The sequence below is a fragment of the Pseudomonas sp. Irchel 3F3 genome, assembly GCF_900187545.1.
Lineage (GTDB): Bacteria > Pseudomonadota > Gammaproteobacteria > Pseudomonadales > Pseudomonadaceae > Aquipseudomonas > Aquipseudomonas fortuita.
In genome coordinates this window covers 120,834-136,825 of record NZ_FYDS01000010.1, presented here as the reverse complement: position 1 = coordinate 136,825, position 15,992 = coordinate 120,834, and the positions used below count along the sequence as shown (strand labels likewise).

Sequence of the window (15,992 nt, the reverse complement as noted above, 5' to 3'; positions counted from 1 at the left end):
TTTCGGCAGGCGCCCGCCGCCATCTAATGACCTTGCACAACCCCATCAGGCTGCGTGCCCATGCTTGCGAGAAAAATCTCGGCCTCCCGATTGGACCGCAGGCAGACCACGCGACACCCCGACGGCACCGTCGCCACGAATCGCTTCATTGCCTTGCGAGACGAGGTTTTCGTCCGCCACATGAACCTGAAAAACTCCGGCAGGGTGGCCAGCAGTTCCGGGCAGTCATCCGGCAAGTCTGGCCGGGACCGACCGCGGTTCAGCATCGTTCTGAGGAGCACGCGCCAGAATCGAAGCGGCGCCGAGCGATCGATCCATATCACCATGTCAGCGCGGGCCAGGCGGTTGCTCCATGTGGCCGAATGGCCGCCTTCGAAGATCCAGCGCTCACGAGCCTCGACCTCGTGGCATAGACGCGTCTTCTCGTCCCGGCTCCGCTCCACCCAGCCTGGCTGCCAATGAATCGTGTCGATATGCACGACCGGCAAGCCCGTGCGCTCGCCCAGCTTGCGCGCCAGGGTACTTTTCCCAGAACCCGGCTGACCAATGATCATCACCCGTTGCATTGAAGCTCCCTCTCGCCATGCTTGTTGAAATTGGGGCGCGCGATTCTACGGCAATGGGCGATGCGGTCAACTGCACCGCCCTGGTCAGCTGACAGGTTGAATGACGCGCCCTCATCTGCAAGGAAGCGCCGGTCGACATACGCTTCAGAGCCCCGTCTGCTCTTTCTTGGGGGCAGCCCACTTTGTGGGAGCGGGTTCAGCCGCGAACACCTGCACAGCCGGTGCCATCCACCGCACCGCCTGCTTTGCGGGTAAACCCGCAGCCACAGGTATTGCCAGTCCTCACGCTCACAAACAATAATAAGAGCAATTCCTATTTGAGATAGCCTCCATCTCGGCCGACTCGTCTGTTTCTGCCTCCGTCGGCACGCTCTACGTCGAACACAGCCCTTGGCTGCTCGGCTGGTTGCGCAAGCGTATGGGCAACCACTGCGATGCTGCGGACCTGGTGCAGGATACGTTCCTCAAGGTACTCAAGGCGCGTACCGCCGATGAGATCCGCGCCCCCCGGCACTACCTGTCGAAGGTGGCCAAAGGCTTGATGATCGACCTGTATCGCCGTCGCTCGTTGGAGCAGGCTTACCTCGAAGCACTGGCCGCTTCGCCTGAGACCCACGTGCCCAGCTCCGAAGCCCAGGTGATGATGTTCGAAACCCTGATCGAGCTCGACCGCATGCTCGCCGGCCTCGGCGCCAAGGTGCGCGAGGTGTTCGTGCTGGCGCAACTCGAGGGCCTGCCCCGCGCCAGGCCGTTCGCGAGGCGGCACGCTGGTATGCGCAGTTGTCCACCCAGTCGGCCAGCACAGAGGAGCAAGCGCGCTGGCAGGGCTGGTACGACAGCGACCCGCTGCACCGTGAGGCGTGGCAGAGGATGCTGGCGGTCAGCGACCGCTTTGCCGGCTTGCCTGGGCGCCTCGCCGCTTCGACCTTGCTCGGCGCAGGGCAGGCCCGCCGCCAGGTATTGTATGGGCTGGCCGTGCTGTTGGGTGGTGGTGTGCTCGGTGGTGTCGGCTGGCGCAGCGAAACCCGGCAGGTCTGGGCCGCCGACTATCGTACGGGTGTCGGTGATCAGCGCACGGTGCAACTCGCCGATGGCAGTCGGATGCTGATGGACACCGACACGGCGGTGGACGCGTTTTTCGATGGCCAGCAACGGCGTTTGCTGTTGCGGCGCGGCCAGGTGCTGATCACCACTGCACGCGATCACGCTGCCCGGCCGTTCATGGTCGACACCCGCGATGGCCGTGTGTTCGCCCTAGGCACGCAGTTTCAGGTCAGTGTCGACGACCACCGCAGCGAAGTGGCCGTGCTGGAGAAAGCTGTCGAGGTTTCTGTCGGCAGGTTTTACGAAATGCGCCTGGTAGCCGGCCAGCGCGCAACGTTCAACGCCCAAGGCATTGGCCCGCTGCGTGCCAATGACGCCAGCGTCGCTGCCTGGGCGCAAGGCAGCGTCGTGGCCATCGACACCCCGCTGGTTGAGCTGTTGGCGGATTTGTCGCGCTACCGGCCCGGCTTGTTGAGCTGCGACCCTGGCGTAGCGCGCATGAAGATCTCCGGCGCGTTCCCGATCGCCGACACCGACCTGGCGCTGACCGCGCTGGAAAGTGCATTCCCGCTCAAGGTGCATCGGCGCACGCGTTACTGGGTGACCGTGTTGCCAGGCAGCTGACCGCCGCACGCGGAAAAAAATGTTCGCCACCTTGCACTTTGCTGGCAGCTCGTTCGGCTTTTCCTCCCACATGTTCAATCGAATGTTCCTGGGGAGGGAAACATGAGCAACACGCGACAGTCGCATCCAGCATTGGCATTGGCCGTACACCTGGCTTTGGGCGCAATGTACATGGCAGGGGGCAATGCCGTTGCCGCATCGGTGGCCCAGGAGCAAACCCGCAGCTACGATATTGCACCGGGTTCGCTGACCGAAACCTTGGGTCAATTCGCCAGCGCCGCGGGCGTTACACTGTCGTTCGACGGTGCCAGTACCGAGGGCCGCCGCTCCGCTGGGCTCAGGGGCAGCTACAGCGTCGCGGGCGGTTTTGCCACGCTGCTTGCTGGTAGCAACCTGCAGGCAGTGCGCCAGGCCAACGGCATCTATTTGCTGGTTGACGGTGGCGATGGCGCGGTGGTGCTGGGGGCCACCAGCATCACCGGGCAGGCTCTTGGCAGTACCACCGAAGGCACTGGTTCATACACCTCCAGCGCCATGCAGAGCGCCACCAAGCTGCCTTTGTCCATACGCGAAACGCCGCAGTCGGTAACGGTCATCACCCGGCAACGGATGGACGACCAGGCCATGCGCAGCCTCGATGACGTGGTGCAGGCCACCCCCGGCCTGCGGATGTCGGCAGCACGCCCAGCCAACAGCGAGTATTTCTCGCGTGGCTTTCCCGTCACCAACCTGATGTTCGACGGCTTGCCGACAACCTACAACGCCGACTGGGTCGCCGCAGCCGATATGGCCCCGTATGACCGGGTCGAAATCGTGCGCGGTGCCACGGGCATGATGCAGGGTGCAGGCAACCCGTCGGCGGCGATCAACATGGTGCGCAAACGGCCCACCCAGCAGTTCCAGGGCAGCGTCACAGGTTCCGCCGGCAGTTGGGACAACTACCGCGGCGAGCTGGACCTCAGTGGCCCGCTCAGTGACAGCGCCAGCGTGCGCGGGCGTTTCGTGGGCGCCTACCACGACAAGGACAGCTACCAGGACTACGCGGGTCGCGAGCGTGGCCTGTTCTATGGCATCACCGAGTTCGACCTGACCGACAGCACCACCCTGAGCCTGGGTGCCTCCAACCAGAACGACAATAACAACATCAACTGGGGTGGCCTGCCGGTCAACCGTGATGGCAGCCACGTCGGTTACTCCCGCTCCACTAACGTTGGTTACGACTGGAGCTATCAGGACATCGACAACACCACGGCTTTCGCCGAGCTCGACCACAGCTTTGGCAACGACTGGCGCCTGCACCTGGCCGCTTCCAAGAGCTGGTCGGACTTTGCCATGCAAGGGGCGGTGTTCGAGCGCACCGGCACGCCGGCTGCAGAAGTTCTCCGCCAGCGGGTGTTCAACCAGCGGCGTGACTATGACCAGTCCACCTACGATGTGTACGCCAGTGGCCCGTTCAAGTTGCTCGAGCGCCAGCATGAGCTGGTGGTCGGTGCCAGCAAGCGTGAAGTCAAGACCAGCGCCCACGGCGGTACCGTGTTCCTGCCGGTCGACGATCTGTTCAGCGTCAACCCAAGTGGTGTGAGCAAGCCTTCTGTGGCCGACATCTACACCCTCAGCGAGCACGTCGAGCAGGAAGGGGTTTATGCCACCACCCGGATCAACCTGGCCGACCCGCTCAAGCTGATCGTTGGCGCGCGTTTGGACTGGTATGACAACCAGTCGGTGTACAGCGAGATCAATGATGGCTACTACACCAATGCCGACTACAAGGTAACCCGTAACGTTACCCGTTACGCCGGCGTGATCTACGACCTCGATGACCATCACTCGGTCTACGCAAGCTACACCGATATCTTCATGCCCCAGTCGGAACTGGCCCGAGATGCCTCGATCATCCGCCCGATCGAAGGCAAGAACTACGAAATAGGTATCAAGGGTGAGTACTTCGACGGCGCGCTCAATGCCAGCGTGGCTGTCTTCCAGATCGATCAGGAAAATCGCGCGGCGGAAACTACCGACCAGGCCGGTTGCACCAACTTTACCTGCTACGAAGCCTCCGGCAAGGTGCGTACCCAGGGTATCGACCTGGAGTTGATGGGGGCATTGACCCCGAACTGGCAGGTGGGCGCTGGCTACACCTACTCGCAGACCCAATACCGCAAGGACGCCGACAAAACCAAAGAGGGCACGAAGTTCGACACCGACCTGCCCGAACACCTGTTCAAGCTCAGCACCACCTACACCTTGCCGGGCGAGTTGCACAAATGGCGTGTCGGCGGCAACGTCTATGCCCAGAGCAGCATCTTCAACAAAGGTTCCAATGCGTTCGGCAATTATCACATCGACCAAGGTGCTTACGCGGTATACGGGTTGATGGTGGGCTACAAGGTTAGCGAGAAGCTCGACACGCGGTTGAACGTGAACAACGTGTTTGACAAGAAGTACTACCAGGGAATCGCCAGCAACAACACCTGGAGCCCGTACGACGTCTATGGTGATCTGCGTAACTTCACTGTCACTGCCCGGTACAGCTTCTGAAATAGACGCGACAATAGATGCACGACTGGCATGCCTGGTTCACGCCTGCCAGTTACAGCGCCCCGAGCAACCTGACGGCGTCGGTGACCTGGAAGTACTGTGCTGGCCTCTGGCTTTCGCAGGGGTGTCACCAGCTTTCAGGCCAGCACTGTACCAGTGGGAGCCGGGCTTGTCGGCGATGGGGCGCGAAGCGGCCCCGATGCAGATGGTGCCCGCTCAGGGTTGAAGTCAGCCGATCGCAGACTGCTATCGACCCGAAGCTGCCCTTTGCGGAGAACAGCTGTCGGTACAAACAGATACCCGTTCCCTCTAGCTCTTAGATGACTTTACCTGCCTGGGGTTTCGGGCAACGACCTTGCATAGGTATAGGGGGTATGCCTATCATAGGCGTAGATAGGTATAGGGGGTATCCCATGGGTCATATCGCAGCAAACAAAGACGATCTTCTCAAGCGCGTAAAACGCATCGCCGGGCAAATCCAAGCCGTTGAACGGGCATTGGAATCAGACCACGATTGCGCCAAAACACTTCACCTTGTTGCCGCTACTCGCGGAGCCATCAATGGCTTGATGGAGGAAATCATCGAGGACCATGCACGGGAGCATGTCGCTAACCCAGCACTCAGCGAAGAAGAGCGTAGCAAGGGTGTCGAAGAGCTACTGGAAGCCATCCGACGCTACTCCAAGTGAACACGTCCATGAACAGCATCAACATCAACCACACACACGACCACATGTTCCTTGGCTCGGCCCACGACGAAAATGCCAAGCGTACGCTTTGGGTTGTGGCCCTGACTGTTGTGATGATGATTGGCGAGATCACCGCCGGCTATCTCACAGGCTCGATGGCGTTGCTCGCCGACGGCTTTCACATGGCAACCCACGCCGGGGCGCTGGGCATCGCCGCAGTCGCTTACGGATACGCAAGACGTCATGCATCCAGCCAGCGCTACAGTTTCGGCACCGGCAAGGTTGGTGACCTGGGCGGGTTCGCTTCGGCACTGATTCTCGGCCTGGTCGCCCTGGGCATCGGAGTTGAGTCTGTCATGCGCCTCTTGCAGCCAACAGATGTTCAGTTCGGTACTGCTACGCTCATCGCAGTTGTCGGCCTGGTCGTCAACCTCGTCAGTGCGCTGTTGCTGGGTCACGGGCACAGTCATGGGCACGATCATGATGATCACGGCCATGCCCATCACGGCCATGACAACAACCTGAAGTCGGCCTACGTCCATGTCATCGCTGACGCACTCACTTCGGTGCTGGCCATAATTGCACTGCTCGCCGGGCGATATCTCGGCTGGGTGTGGCTGGACCCGGCCATGGGCATCGTAGGCGCCATTGTCATCGCACGTTGGGCCTGGAGCTTGATGGGGATTACAGCTGGGGTACTGCTGGACCAGACAGATATGCACGTTGCCGAGGAAATTCGCGAACTGGTTGAGAAGCCGGGAGATGCCTCCATTACGGACCTGCACGTCTGGCGGGTTGGGCCACAAGCCCATGCTGCCATCGTCAGCGTCCTTGGCGACGCCACTGCGAACGCCGACAGCATTCGTGAGCGGCTCAAACCTGTTCACGAAGTCAGTCACCTCACAGTAGAGTTTCGACTATCAGATGGCAGCCGGTAAATCGCCTGATTTACTCTCGCGCAACTAAGATTACTGACAATCGCGGCCTGAAAAATGGCTGCCGTGCAAAGGGCGCATGTAAGCTTGAAGTGGTTAAGAAAGCTCACGGATAGATACTTCCCGGGCCGGACGTGACCGTCCGTGAGCGGCAGATATGGGTCGAATCGCGACGGTCATTCCTCGACCGTCGCTGGACGCTGTCAGACCTCCGTCTGCTCTGCCATCTCCAATGCGTCATCGACTTCAATGCCCAGGTATCGCACCGTGCTTTCAAGCTTTGTATGGCCGAGCAGGAGCTGAACTGCTCTCAGGTTCTTTGTCCTGCAATAGATCAGCGATGCCTTTGTACGTCTCATCGTGTGGGTGCCGTACCTAGCAGGATCTAGCCCAATAGACTTTATCCACGCTTTGACGATTCGGGCGTACTGCCGGTTGGAGAGATGCGCTGAGGCGTGTAGCCGGCTTGGGAAAAGACAATCCTCGCTGTGGAGTTGGGCTTGATGTATCCAGGCCTGTAGGGCCAGCCGCGTTTGCTCTGTAATTTCAAACTGTACGGGACGTTGGGTTTTCTGCTGCATCACTATAGCCCGCGATGACACGTGCTCCCCATGAGCAACGTCGCGTACGCGAAGCTTGGTCAGATCGCAGGCTCGTAGCTTGCTATCGATGGCCAGATCGAAAAGGGCTAAATCACGAGTTTCCTCCGCGATTTGGAGCCTTACCCGAATGGCCCAGATATCTTTCAGTCGGAGCGGAGCTTTCTGCCCGACCAATTTTGCTTTGTTCCAAGGCTGATGGTTGCTGGTCGTAATGGCGTTCATGGCTTGTCCTCCATGTGAGGTAGGACAAGGATGGTCAACCCAATCCAGAGGCGCTAACCGGCCCGTTGCGGACATTCACCAGAGGCTACAATACAGCCCCAAACCACCAGCAACTGCCTGCCCTAACCAAACGTAGGCTCATGAAAAGGAAGTCAGGCAAATGGACGTACGTTGCACCTCTCTGGACGAAGTCCGCCAAGGGATCGATGAAATCGACCGCAACCTTGTTTCGCTTCTCGCCAAACGGGGCCGGCTTGTGACCCAAGCGGCTGCCTTCAAGAAAACCACCGATGATGTGCGTGCGCCTGCTCGGGTCGAGCAAGTGATAAGAAAGGTTCGTGAAATGGCTGCCGAGAATGGTGCCTCGGCTGAGGTCGTAGAGCAGGTCTACCGGGCAATGATTTCGGCCTTCATCACTGAAGAACTGGCCACCCATGCGAAGCTGGCCAACGATCCTTCAGTTTCTTGATGACAACGCGGGGCTCATTCGAAGCTCCGCCGCTTTCCCCGAGCCAGAGCAGATAGCCGGCAGAGCTTGATCACCGAGAAAGCGGCCACCGCGGTTTGCATAACAAGGCGCAACCCTAACGAAGCGGCTGCGACGTGGAACAGAATGCCCGCGCCTGACGCCATGCCGGATTATTTTTCAGCATTTTCAAGGGTCGATAGCGGCCAACGGCACCCTTTTACATCCGCTGAACGGAGCGGCCTGGCGACTCAAGTTGCTTGGCCACTTTCATCGCCAATTCGACAAAGGCCCTGGCTGCAGCCGTTTGGTAAACCCCTTTTCGTTGCATCAGAACAGCAGTGCGTTGCAGGCGCTGCGGGTCTAGCTCGATAGCGACCAGCTGCTCGTGAGCCTGGGCGATGGTGGCCGGCAACAAGGTCGAGAGCGTGGTCCTGCTGACCACTTCGATAAGCGCACTGATGGTATTGGCTTCCACTTGTACGTGAGGGCGGATGTTGTGTTGGCGGCAGTAGCTGTCGATCTGCTCACGCGTGGCGAATTCGGCGCTCAAGAGTATCAACGATTCTGAGTTCAACGCCTCCAGGCCAATACTGCCCGTCGTGGCTAGAGGATGATGCTTGCCGACCACCAGCGCGAGGGTTTCGACCAGTAGCGCTTGGGCCTCCAGGTCCAGATGATGGCCATTGTCGAACGCAATGCCCACATCAACCTCGTCGGCCAACAACAGTTCTTCCATCGCCTCTTGAGCGATCTCACGCACCACCAGCGTGATGTTCGGGTACCGCCCATAGAACGCTTCAACCAGCGGGCCAACGAGGTAGCTGGTGAATGTTGGTGTTACCCCCACCCGAAGTGACCCGCGACTCAGATCGCCGAGGTCATCAATCGCTCGTTTTGCTTCCTGCAGTTCCTGCGCAGCTCGCTTGGCATAACGCAGGTAAACCTCGCCGGCATCCGTCAAGCGCGTGGTCCGGCCAGAGCGATCGAACAACAGTGTTCCAAGACTCTCTTCCAGCTGCCGGACCTGCTGCGACAAGGCCGGCTGAGACACATGCAAGGCCGCTGCGGCGCGCGTGAAACTGCGGTGATTTGCCACTGCGATGAAGTACTGGATGTGCCGGGCAAGCATGAACGCACCTATAAGATTATCTGATGGAATAGATCATAAATCAGACTTTTACCTTATTGAAGGGGCTGCGTAACCTTTGCTTCAACACATCGCGTCATTCAAGGAGTCAACCATGAAAGACATCATCGACGGGTTTCTGAAGTTCCAGAAAGAGGCCTACCCCGAGCGCGTCAAACTGTTCAAGGATTTGGCCAGCCAGCAAAGCCCACGTGCACTGTTCATCTCATGCTCCGACAGCCGCCTGGTGCCCGAGCTGGTCACCCAGCGCGAACCCGGAGACCTGTTCGTCATCCGCAATGCAGGCAACATCGTGCCGTCCTACGGCCCCGAGCCTGGAGGTGTATCGGCCTCGGTCGAATACGCCGTGGCGGCCTTGCAGGTTTCTGACATCGTCATCTGCGGCCACTCCGACTGCGGTGCCATGACGGCCATCGCCACCTGCAAATGCCTGGACCACATGCCCGCAGTGGCCGGTTGGCTGCGCTACGCCGACTCGGCCCGCGTGGTAAACGAAGCCCGCAACCATTTCGGCCCGCAGGCCAAAGTCGAAGCCATGGTGCGCGAAAACGTGATCGCCCAGCTTGCCAACATCCAGACCCACCCCTCGGTGCGCCTGGCCCTGGAAGAAGGCCGCGTGACATTGCATGGCTGGATCTACGACATCGAAAGCGGGCTGATCGAGGCCTTCGATGGCAGTACCGGCACCTTCGTATCCCTCGCCCACAACCCCGAAGTACACGCCGTTTCCCATCAACCCAAGCGTGTTGCCTGAACATCTTTCAACCAAGGAGAAACACCATGATCCAATCGCAAATCAACCAGAACGCCCGCCTTGCCCTGAGCGAAGTCATCCTTCTGGCCAAAGCCCGCAAAGACCTGTCGTTCTCCCAGATCACCGAGGGCACCGGCTTGTCCGAAGCGTTCGTCACCGCTGCACTGTTGGGCCAGCACCCGCTGCCAGCGAGCGCTGCCCAGGTGGTGGGCGACAAGCTCGGCCTCGACGCGGACGCCATCGCACTGCTGCAGACAGTGCCACTGCGCGGCAGCATTCAAAACGGTATCCCGACCGACCCCACCATCTACCGCTTTTACGAGATGTTGCAAGTGTACGGCACCACCTTGAAGGCGCTTGTTCATGAAAAGTTCGGCGACGGCATCATCAGTGCCATCAATTTCAAGCTGGACATCAAGAAAGTCGAAGACCCCGAGGGTGGCTCACGCGCGGTAATCACCCTGGATGGCAAATACCTGCCCACCAAACCGTTCTGATTTGGCTGACACATGGGTTCGGCCGCAATTTTGCGGCCGAACCACAACCTGAAGGTGATCAAATTGAAAGCGTTGTTCGCATTGATACTTAGCGGGCTGTGCAACGTAGCCATGGCTGCCGGCGTTGAGCAACAGGTCGACCCGCTGCCGGTTGAACAGTACAGCTATGGCCAGCACCTCGATATCGCTCGCGTCATTTCCATGAGCGAAGTGCCGGATGTTTGCCAGGTAGTGCCTGCTCGCATGACGTACGAAGACTCCCAAGGCAAAGAGCATGTGCTTGAGTACCGCGTGATGGGCAATGGTTGCTCGAATAATTGAGCCCGGCCTTCGTAGCGCAACAGCACTCACTATGAGGACTGAAGTTGATGGACCTGATATTTCGAAGTGTACGCATTGACGATGCCCAGCCACTGGTAGATGTGGCTGTGCGAGCAGGCAAAATCGCCGAGATCGCGCAACACATCGACACCACGGCAGAGCACGAAGTGCAAGGCCACGGCAAAGTGCTGGTTGCCGGGTTTGTCGAAGGCCACCTGCACCTTGAAAAAGCTTACGTCATGCAGCGCAAAGCCAATCGCTCCGGCACCTTGAAGGAAGCGATAGCCGTCACTGCCGAACTGAAGCCCACACTGACCCGTGAAGATATCCGCGAACGTTCGATCCAGGTACTGCGCGCACTGGTGCAGGCCGGTACCACGCACGTGCGTGCCCACGCCGAATTCGACCCCGCCCAGGGCTTCACGGGGCTCGAAGTGGTGCTGGAGTTGCGCGAGCAGTTCCGCGAGGTGATCGACATCCAGGTCGTAGCCTTTCCGCAAGAAGGCATTCTCAAGCTGCCTGGCATGCAGGCCATGATGACCCAGGCAATGGAGATGGGGGCCGATGTGGTGGGCGGCATTCCCTACAACGACGAGTCACCGCTGGAGCACATTGATTTCGTCTTTGATTTGGCCAAGCGCTATGGCAAAGACATCGACTTGCACCAGGATTTCGCCGATGACGCCGAGCACATGACCATTGAATACGTGGCACGTCGAACCATTGCCGAAGGCTACCAGGGGCGGGTCTGCGTGGGGCATCTGACCAGCCTGGCCGCCGTCTCGCCTGCGCGACAGGCGCAGGTCATTGCGTTGCTACGCGAGGCCGGCATCAGCGTGATGTGCCTGCCTGCCACCGACCTGCACCTGGGAGCCCGGGGTGACAGTCACAATGTCAGACGCACCCTGACACCTGTACGTGCGCTGCGCGACGGCGGTGTGACGGTTTGCCTGGCCACCAACAACATCCGGAACGCCTTCACCCCGTATGGCACAGGCGACCTGCTGCACATTGCACAAATGGCCATTCCCGCGTGCCACTTGGGCGGCGCGGATGATCAAGCCACCGTGTTGTCGATGCTCACGACAAACCCTGCCAAAGCCTTGGGCTTGAAACACTACGGTTTGGCGGTGGGCAATGATGCCGACCTGGTGATGATGGATTGCCGTGCTGTGGCCGATGTCATTCTCGACCTGCCGACACGGCTTATGGTGCTCAAGCGCGGCAGGGTGGTGGCAACGGCTGAGCATCGTCGGTCAGTCGCATTTTGAGGCCATCGGGGAGATTCCTATCGCAGGCTCACCCTGCGTCTCCCAGGCCATTACGCGAAGCCTTTTCTATCCATCTCCGATACTGGCGAGTACGCACGGCCATGGAGAGCTGTTGCAGGATCAGCGCGCCCGCTGATCTTCGCCAGTTCACCTATCCTCGTAGCCCACTTGGAAAATGCTAGCGACCTTGAGTTGACTTTAAACCTGGAATCATCGGTCGGCCAAGCCACTGCGTATCACCTGTGCCCTGTCTGGCTCATATTACCTTCACCGCGCGGCCAATGAACTTCACTGGGCCCGTTGGTGCACCCGTGGGTGAGCCCCCCGCCTTCTCAAGGGTCAGCTCGAACAACTGGTTGGGCTCAAGCTCAGGCAAACGCCTCAACGGCACGCGGTACTGCTCGCCAGGTTTGACCAGCCCCAACGAAACAGGTGCGCGCCACTGCTCGCCCTTGGTCCAGAACTGCAAGGTCATGCCTTCGGGCACATCGTCCAGGCCAAGCGGGATCAGTTCGATCATGCTCGCATCGTTGGCTTGCACGACCCACCCCGGGGCCTGGCCCGACGGCGCTACCAGCACCACCATGTAGGTGGTCACAGGTGGCGACTTGGTCAATAGCGCAAAGGCCAGCAGCAAGCTCGCCGCAAGCCCCGCAGCGCTCAGCCCCTGCCACAGTCCAAGTCGCTGCCAACCGGCAGGCCGTTGGCGCCTGGGCGGGTTGACCTGCGCCAGGCTTCGCTCGATTCGGCCCCACAGGCGGCGGCTTGGCGTGACGGGCTCAACCCGCGTAGCCAGTTCGAGCAGGCGGGCCTCCCATGCATCCACTGCAGCACGTACGGCCGGCTCCGACGCCAACCGCACCTGCATGGCAGCACGCTGTTCGCCGCTCAAGGTGCCCAGTACGTACTCGGCTGCAAGGTCGTCCAGCTGCTCGGCGCTGTCATCACCAGGGGTCGGCTTCATGTCATGCACTCTCGCAGGGCCTTCAGGCTTCGCTTGATCCATGCCTTCACAGTGCCCAGCGGCGCCCCCAGCAGGGTTGCGATTTCGGCATTGCTGCAACCGTCCACATACGCGTGCAGGATGCAGCGCCGGGGAGCGGGTTGCAGTCGCTCAAGGCAGCGATAGATTTTCGCCGAGCCTGACCACAGTTGCAGGTCGTCCAATTCCGGGCTTGCAGTTGCGATCATGCCAGGCTCGTCCAGCTCGGTTTCCCAGCGACTGTCTCGCACGCAGTTCAGCGCCAGGTGACGGGTGATGCTGTAGACCCAGCCCCGGGCAGACCCGCGCGAGGGGTCATAGCTGGCTGCATGTGTCCAGATACGGACAAAGGCATCGTGAACGATATCCTCCGCGCTCGCCTGGTCGCGGGCAATGCGCCGCGCCACACCCAGTAAACGGGCCCCCTCCTGCTCATAGAGCGCCTGCAAGGCGTGGCGGTCTCCTTGAGCACAAGCAGCAAGACAGCCCTCGAAATCAAAGGGAAGCACAGGCGAATTCAAAATGGGGTCGTTCCTTCGTCATGAAACCTGGACGGTGCCCTGGCTTACCAGCTTGGGGCACCTCCAGCAGCGTAGATGATCAATCGCTGGTGTGCTGCTCAAGCCCTGGTCATTTGGCTGACCAGAACACGTAGTCCGCCTGGTACTTGACGACCTGCTGCGCCCCTTTGCTCTGCGCTGTGCAGTCCATCGAAGGCGCTACTCCCCCGCGCGTCGCCAGGCGCTGGATGTAACTGACCCCTTGCATTGCACCCTTGCCCTCGGCAGGGTTGGCCTTGACCAGTTGATACGGAATGTCCCCTTTGGCGGCCGGGGCTACGGCAAGCTGGGTACCGGTCACTTTCGAACCGTCCTTGGCCTGCCAGGTGGCCGGAGGACCAAAATAGTCACCCACAGGCTTGCCGCTACGATCGCTCAGGACCGCCTTGGGGCCGACGAAAACCCACTCCATCTGGCCTGGCGCACTGGCCTTGTCGCGGCATTCGTAGGTGATCTCACCGACACCGACGGTTTCCAGCATGATGGCGTGGCCGTCGGGAACCTTGATTGCGTCCGGGACGCCCGACTGGGCATGGGCGGCGCCAGATGCAAGTACGAGGCAGGCAGCGAGCAGGGAGAAAGCGGGCTTGATGATCATGGGGCGAACTCCGTAAGGGTCTGGGGTCAGGCAATCATCGACTGCCTGATAAGAACTACCCATCGGGTGCCGTTCTGGATGCACCGGCTGAAAAATAATTTTGCATGCTCGTTATCGATACCGTGCGGACACCGAAGCAGGTGTGCAGGCGTGCCACGGTCGACTGATCTCGCCGGGGCGGTTACGCTGGCGTTTTCCACCTGCACGGAAGCGCCAGTGAAAGAGGCATACCAAGGAAGCTGCTTGTGCGCAGCGGTCAGTTACCTGCTGCTTACCCCGCCAAAAGCTGTGAGCCACTGCCATTGCAGCCAATGCCGCAAAGGGCACGGGGCAGCATTCGCTTCATACGGCAGTGTTCCGCGCAGCATGCTGCGTATCCTTCGTGGCGCCACCAGTATCAAGACCTATGCGTCTTCGCCGAGGGTGATGCGGGAATTTTGCGTAGAGTGCGGCTCGACCTTGTTCTGGTCACGCTCCGAAGGTGAGTTTGCCGACTGGGTTTCGATAGCCCTGGGCACGCTTGATACGCCATTCCTGCCCAAGAAGCAGCAACACCTGCACGTTGATTCTGCTGCCCCTTGGTACGGGCCCTGCAGCTCAGCTCCTCAAAATCACTGACATTGCAAAGCATCCTGATAGCCCTATAATTGCGATCAATTCTTATCCGCACTTTATAATCAGGAAGATCCAGGTGCCCTACCCGCAGCCGCCCGCATCAGCCCGGCATGATGAGATGCATGCCCTGTACCGCGACCACAGCCAATGGCTGCAAGGCTGGATTCGCCGGCGCCTGGGTAATGCAGACCGGGCGGCCGATATTACCCAGGACACCTTTCTGCGTCTGATCAGCAGCGCGCTACGCCAGCCGTTGGCAGAGCCTCGCAGCTTTCTGGCCACCGTGGCGCGGCGGGTGATGATCGACCAGCTGCGCCGACGCAACCTTGAGCAAGCCTACCTGGAGTTCCTCGGCAGCCAGCCGGTACTCGAAGAGTGCTCGCCCGAGCAACGCCTGCTGATGCTGGAAACCTTGATGCAATTGAACGCCATGCTCGACGGGCTGGGCCAGAAAGTGCGCGATACCTTCCTGTACGTGCAACTGGATGGCCTGACCTACCCAGAGGTCGCACAGCGCCTCGGTGTGTCTGTCAGCTCGGTGACGAAGTACATGGCCAAGGCCACCGAACGTTGCCTGCTGTTCGCTTTCGATGCGCAACTGTGAGCCCCTCCGACCAGCGCCAGGCCCTGCGCGAAGCGGCACACTGGCATGCGCGCTTTCTCGCCGCACCTGACTGCCCGCAAAACCGGGCACAGTGGCAAGCCTGGCTCGAGCAGTCACCCTTGCACGGTTGGGCCTGGGGGCGCCTGGAGCAGTTGCAGGCAGGCCTGGCCGGCGTGCATGGCCCGCTGGCAAGGCACACCCTTGCCGCAGGCCAGATCGGGACGGGACGGCGTACGGTGCTCAAGACGCTGGTGCTGGGTATGGGGCTGGCTGGGGTAGCCTGGACGGGCTACCGCAACGCCCCTGTCTGGTTGGCCGATGTGCGTACGGCGACCGGCGAACGCCGCAGCCTGACCCTGCAGGACGGCACGCGGCTGACGCTCAATACCGCCTCTGTCGTCGATATCCGCTATAGCACAGAGCAACGCCTGATCGTCCTGGTCGAGGGAGAAATCGCCATACGCACTGCCAGCGACCCGCGTCCGCTGCGCGTGCGCACGGTGCATGGCGAGATGCGTGCCCTGGGCACTGATTTCACCGTGCGCCTGCGTGCCGACTGCACCGAGCTGTCCGTTATCGAACACGCCGTTGCGGTGCGCAACGCTGCGAGCGCCCGCGAGGTGCGGGTTGACGCAGGGATGGCCCTGGCCTTCGACAACGGCCCGCTGCCCGAGCCACGCCCAGCCGACCTGGCTCGCACCGCGTGGCGCGAGGGGCAGCTGGTGCTCGACGGCTGGCCGCTGCGCCGCGCCTTGGCCGAACTGCAGCGCTACCGCCCCGGCGTGCTGAGTTGCAGTGACGACGTGGCCGGGCTGCGCCTGGCTGGGGTGTATCCACTGGACGACACCGACCGCGCCCTGGTGGCGATCGCCGAGGCGCTACAACTGAAGATCAGCACCTGGACGCGCTACTGGGTCAGGCTGATGCCTGCCACGTAATGGCGACGGGTGAAAA

Annotated in this window: 18 protein-coding genes and 2 pseudogenes; 13 read left to right on the top strand and 7 right to left on the bottom strand. The window is 60.6% G+C overall.

Translation table 11 applies throughout. The features are described from left to right. Positions 1 to 23: 23 nt before the first annotated feature. Positions 24 to 566, bottom strand: a complete 543-nt coding sequence (locus CKW35_RS21985; RefSeq protein WP_095116872.1) for an AAA family ATPase — start codon at positions 564 to 566, stop codon at positions 24 to 26. A 331-nt stretch (positions 567 to 897) separates the two neighbouring features. Here CKW35_RS21985 and CKW35_RS28670 point away from each other — a divergent pair. From CKW35_RS28670 to dmeF, 5 genes and pseudogenes are all read left to right on the top strand, one after another. After that, positions 898 to 1,302 (top strand): annotated as a pseudogene (locus CKW35_RS28670) (sigma-70 family RNA polymerase sigma factor); the annotation flags it as partial. A gap of 44 nt (positions 1,303 to 1,346) precedes the next feature. Next, entirely contained in the window at positions 1,347 to 2,234 is an 888-nt protein-coding gene (locus tag CKW35_RS28665; RefSeq protein WP_060518352.1) for a FecR domain-containing protein, read from the top strand. Between the two features lie 102 nt (positions 2,235 to 2,336). Then, positions 2,337 to 4,772 (top strand): TonB-dependent receptor, encoded by a 2,436-nt coding sequence (locus tag CKW35_RS21970; RefSeq protein ID WP_031311693.1) that lies wholly within the window; start codon positions 2,337 to 2,339, stop codon positions 4,770 to 4,772. Between the two features lie 413 nt (positions 4,773 to 5,185). Then, a complete protein-coding gene (locus tag CKW35_RS21965; protein WP_031311694.1) occupies positions 5,186 to 5,461 on the top strand; it encodes a metal/formaldehyde-sensitive transcriptional repressor in 276 nt (91 codons plus the stop codon). Between the two features lie 8 nt (positions 5,462 to 5,469). Beyond that, complete coding sequence (dmeF, locus tag CKW35_RS21960; RefSeq protein ID WP_095116869.1) at positions 5,470 to 6,399, top strand: CDF family Co(II)/Ni(II) efflux transporter DmeF; 930 nt, start codon at positions 5,470 to 5,472, stop codon at positions 6,397 to 6,399. A gap of 200 nt (positions 6,400 to 6,599) precedes the next feature. Here the strand turns inward: dmeF and CKW35_RS21955 are convergent, their stop codons facing one another. Further along, positions 6,600 to 7,220, bottom strand: coding sequence for a tyrosine-type recombinase/integrase (locus CKW35_RS21955; protein WP_095116867.1), 621 nt, complete (start codon positions 7,218 to 7,220; stop codon positions 6,600 to 6,602). 160 nt (positions 7,221 to 7,380) lie between these two features. On the opposite strand from CKW35_RS21955, the gene CKW35_RS21950 reads away from it, so the two are divergent. Continuing rightward, positions 7,381 to 7,689, top strand: a complete 309-nt coding sequence (locus CKW35_RS21950) for a chorismate mutase (RefSeq protein WP_023047163.1) — start codon at positions 7,381 to 7,383, stop codon at positions 7,687 to 7,689. Between the two features lie 37 nt (positions 7,690 to 7,726). On the opposite strand, the pseudogene CKW35_RS28660 reads toward CKW35_RS21950, so the two are convergent. Together CKW35_RS28660 and cynR are read right to left on the bottom strand one after the other, a co-directional pair. After that, positions 7,727 to 7,859: pseudogene (locus tag CKW35_RS28660) on the bottom strand (LysE family translocator); the annotation flags it as partial. A 47-nt stretch (positions 7,860 to 7,906) separates the two neighbouring features. Then, entirely contained in the window at positions 7,907 to 8,818 is a 912-nt protein-coding gene (gene cynR / locus CKW35_RS21940) for a transcriptional regulator CynR (RefSeq protein WP_023047164.1), read from the bottom strand. Between the two features lie 112 nt (positions 8,819 to 8,930). On the opposite strand from cynR, the gene CKW35_RS21935 reads away from it, so the two are divergent. From CKW35_RS21935 to CKW35_RS21920, 4 genes are all read left to right on the top strand, one after another. Next, positions 8,931 to 9,590, top strand: coding sequence for a carbonic anhydrase (locus CKW35_RS21935; RefSeq protein WP_031311695.1), 660 nt, complete (start codon positions 8,931 to 8,933; stop codon positions 9,588 to 9,590). A gap of 26 nt (positions 9,591 to 9,616) precedes the next feature. Continuing rightward, on the top strand, positions 9,617 to 10,087 hold the full coding sequence (cynS, locus tag CKW35_RS21930) for a cyanase (protein WP_023047166.1): 471 nt from the start codon (positions 9,617 to 9,619) through the stop codon (positions 10,085 to 10,087). Positions 10,088 to 10,150: 63 nt separating this feature from the next. Then, positions 10,151 to 10,408 (top strand): DUF2790 domain-containing protein, encoded by a 258-nt coding sequence (locus tag CKW35_RS21925; RefSeq protein WP_031311697.1) that lies wholly within the window; start codon positions 10,151 to 10,153, stop codon positions 10,406 to 10,408. 47 nt (positions 10,409 to 10,455) lie between these two features. After that, complete coding sequence (locus tag CKW35_RS21920) at positions 10,456 to 11,679, top strand: amidohydrolase family protein (protein WP_095116865.1); 1,224 nt, start codon at positions 10,456 to 10,458, stop codon at positions 11,677 to 11,679. A 256-nt stretch (positions 11,680 to 11,935) separates the two neighbouring features. Here CKW35_RS21920 and CKW35_RS21915 read toward each other — a convergent pair whose 3' ends face one another. From CKW35_RS21915 to CKW35_RS21905, 3 genes are all read right to left on the bottom strand, one after another. Next, entirely contained in the window at positions 11,936 to 12,643 is a 708-nt protein-coding gene (locus CKW35_RS21915; protein WP_095116864.1) for an anti-sigma factor domain-containing protein, read from the bottom strand. Then, positions 12,640 to 13,182, bottom strand: a complete 543-nt coding sequence (locus CKW35_RS21910) for a sigma-70 family RNA polymerase sigma factor (RefSeq protein ID WP_095116862.1) — start codon at positions 13,180 to 13,182, stop codon at positions 12,640 to 12,642. The genes CKW35_RS21915 and CKW35_RS21910 overlap by 4 nt, the downstream gene beginning before the upstream one ends. 109 nt (positions 13,183 to 13,291) lie before the next feature. Beyond that, complete coding sequence (locus CKW35_RS21905) at positions 13,292 to 13,819, bottom strand: DUF3455 domain-containing protein (RefSeq protein WP_060518364.1); 528 nt, start codon at positions 13,817 to 13,819, stop codon at positions 13,292 to 13,294. Positions 13,820 to 14,035: 216 nt separating this feature from the next. Between CKW35_RS21905 and CKW35_RS21900 the strand changes: the two genes are divergently transcribed. The 3 genes from CKW35_RS21900 to CKW35_RS21890 all read left to right on the top strand — a co-directional run bounded on the left by CKW35_RS21900 (position 14,036) and on the right by CKW35_RS21890 (position 15,976). Next, positions 14,036 to 14,437 carry a GFA family protein gene (locus CKW35_RS21900; RefSeq protein WP_082422023.1) on the top strand — a complete coding sequence of 134 codons (402 nt, stop codon included), beginning with the start codon at positions 14,036 to 14,038 and terminating at the stop codon, positions 14,435 to 14,437. 73 nt (positions 14,438 to 14,510) lie between these two features. Next, positions 14,511 to 15,038 carry a sigma-70 family RNA polymerase sigma factor gene (locus tag CKW35_RS21895; RefSeq protein ID WP_019472810.1) on the top strand — a complete coding sequence of 176 codons (528 nt, stop codon included), beginning with the start codon at positions 14,511 to 14,513 and terminating at the stop codon, positions 15,036 to 15,038. Beyond that, a complete protein-coding gene (locus tag CKW35_RS21890) occupies positions 15,035 to 15,976 on the top strand; it encodes a FecR domain-containing protein (protein WP_060518366.1) in 942 nt (313 codons plus the stop codon). Before CKW35_RS21895 ends, CKW35_RS21890 begins: the two co-directional genes overlap by 4 nt. The last annotated feature ends 16 nt before the right edge of the window (positions 15,977 to 15,992 follow it).

What these genes read in the sequence shown, in the direction of transcription:
- cynS (WP_023047166.1), top strand. Translation starts at nt 9,617, where the DNA reads ATGATCCAATCGCAAATCAACCAGAACGCCCGCCTTGCCCTGAGCGAA.
- CKW35_RS21905 (WP_060518364.1), bottom strand. Translation starts at nt 13,819, where the DNA reads ATGATCATCAAGCCCGCTTTCTCCCTGCTCGCTGCCTGCCTCGTACTT.
- CKW35_RS21965 (WP_031311694.1), top strand. Translation starts at nt 5,186, where the DNA reads ATGGGTCATATCGCAGCAAACAAAGACGATCTTCTCAAGCGCGTAAAA.
- CKW35_RS21915 (WP_095116864.1), bottom strand. Translation starts at nt 12,643, where the DNA reads ATGAAGCCGACCCCTGGTGATGACAGCGCCGAGCAGCTGGACGACCTT.
- dmeF (WP_095116869.1), top strand. Translation starts at nt 5,470, where the DNA reads ATGAACAGCATCAACATCAACCACACACACGACCACATGTTCCTTGGC.
- CKW35_RS21950 (WP_023047163.1), top strand. Translation starts at nt 7,381, where the DNA reads ATGGACGTACGTTGCACCTCTCTGGACGAAGTCCGCCAAGGGATCGAT.
- CKW35_RS21985 (WP_095116872.1), bottom strand. Translation starts at nt 566, where the DNA reads ATGCAACGGGTGATGATCATTGGTCAGCCGGGTTCTGGGAAAAGTACC.
- CKW35_RS21970 (WP_031311693.1), top strand. Translation starts at nt 2,337, where the DNA reads ATGAGCAACACGCGACAGTCGCATCCAGCATTGGCATTGGCCGTACAC.
- CKW35_RS21955 (WP_095116867.1), bottom strand. Translation starts at nt 7,220, where the DNA reads ATGAACGCCATTACGACCAGCAACCATCAGCCTTGGAACAAAGCAAAA.
- CKW35_RS21935 (WP_031311695.1), top strand. Translation starts at nt 8,931, where the DNA reads ATGAAAGACATCATCGACGGGTTTCTGAAGTTCCAGAAAGAGGCCTAC.
- CKW35_RS21920 (WP_095116865.1), top strand. Translation starts at nt 10,456, where the DNA reads ATGGACCTGATATTTCGAAGTGTACGCATTGACGATGCCCAGCCACTG.
- cynR (WP_023047164.1), bottom strand. Translation starts at nt 8,818, where the DNA reads ATGCTTGCCCGGCACATCCAGTACTTCATCGCAGTGGCAAATCACCGC.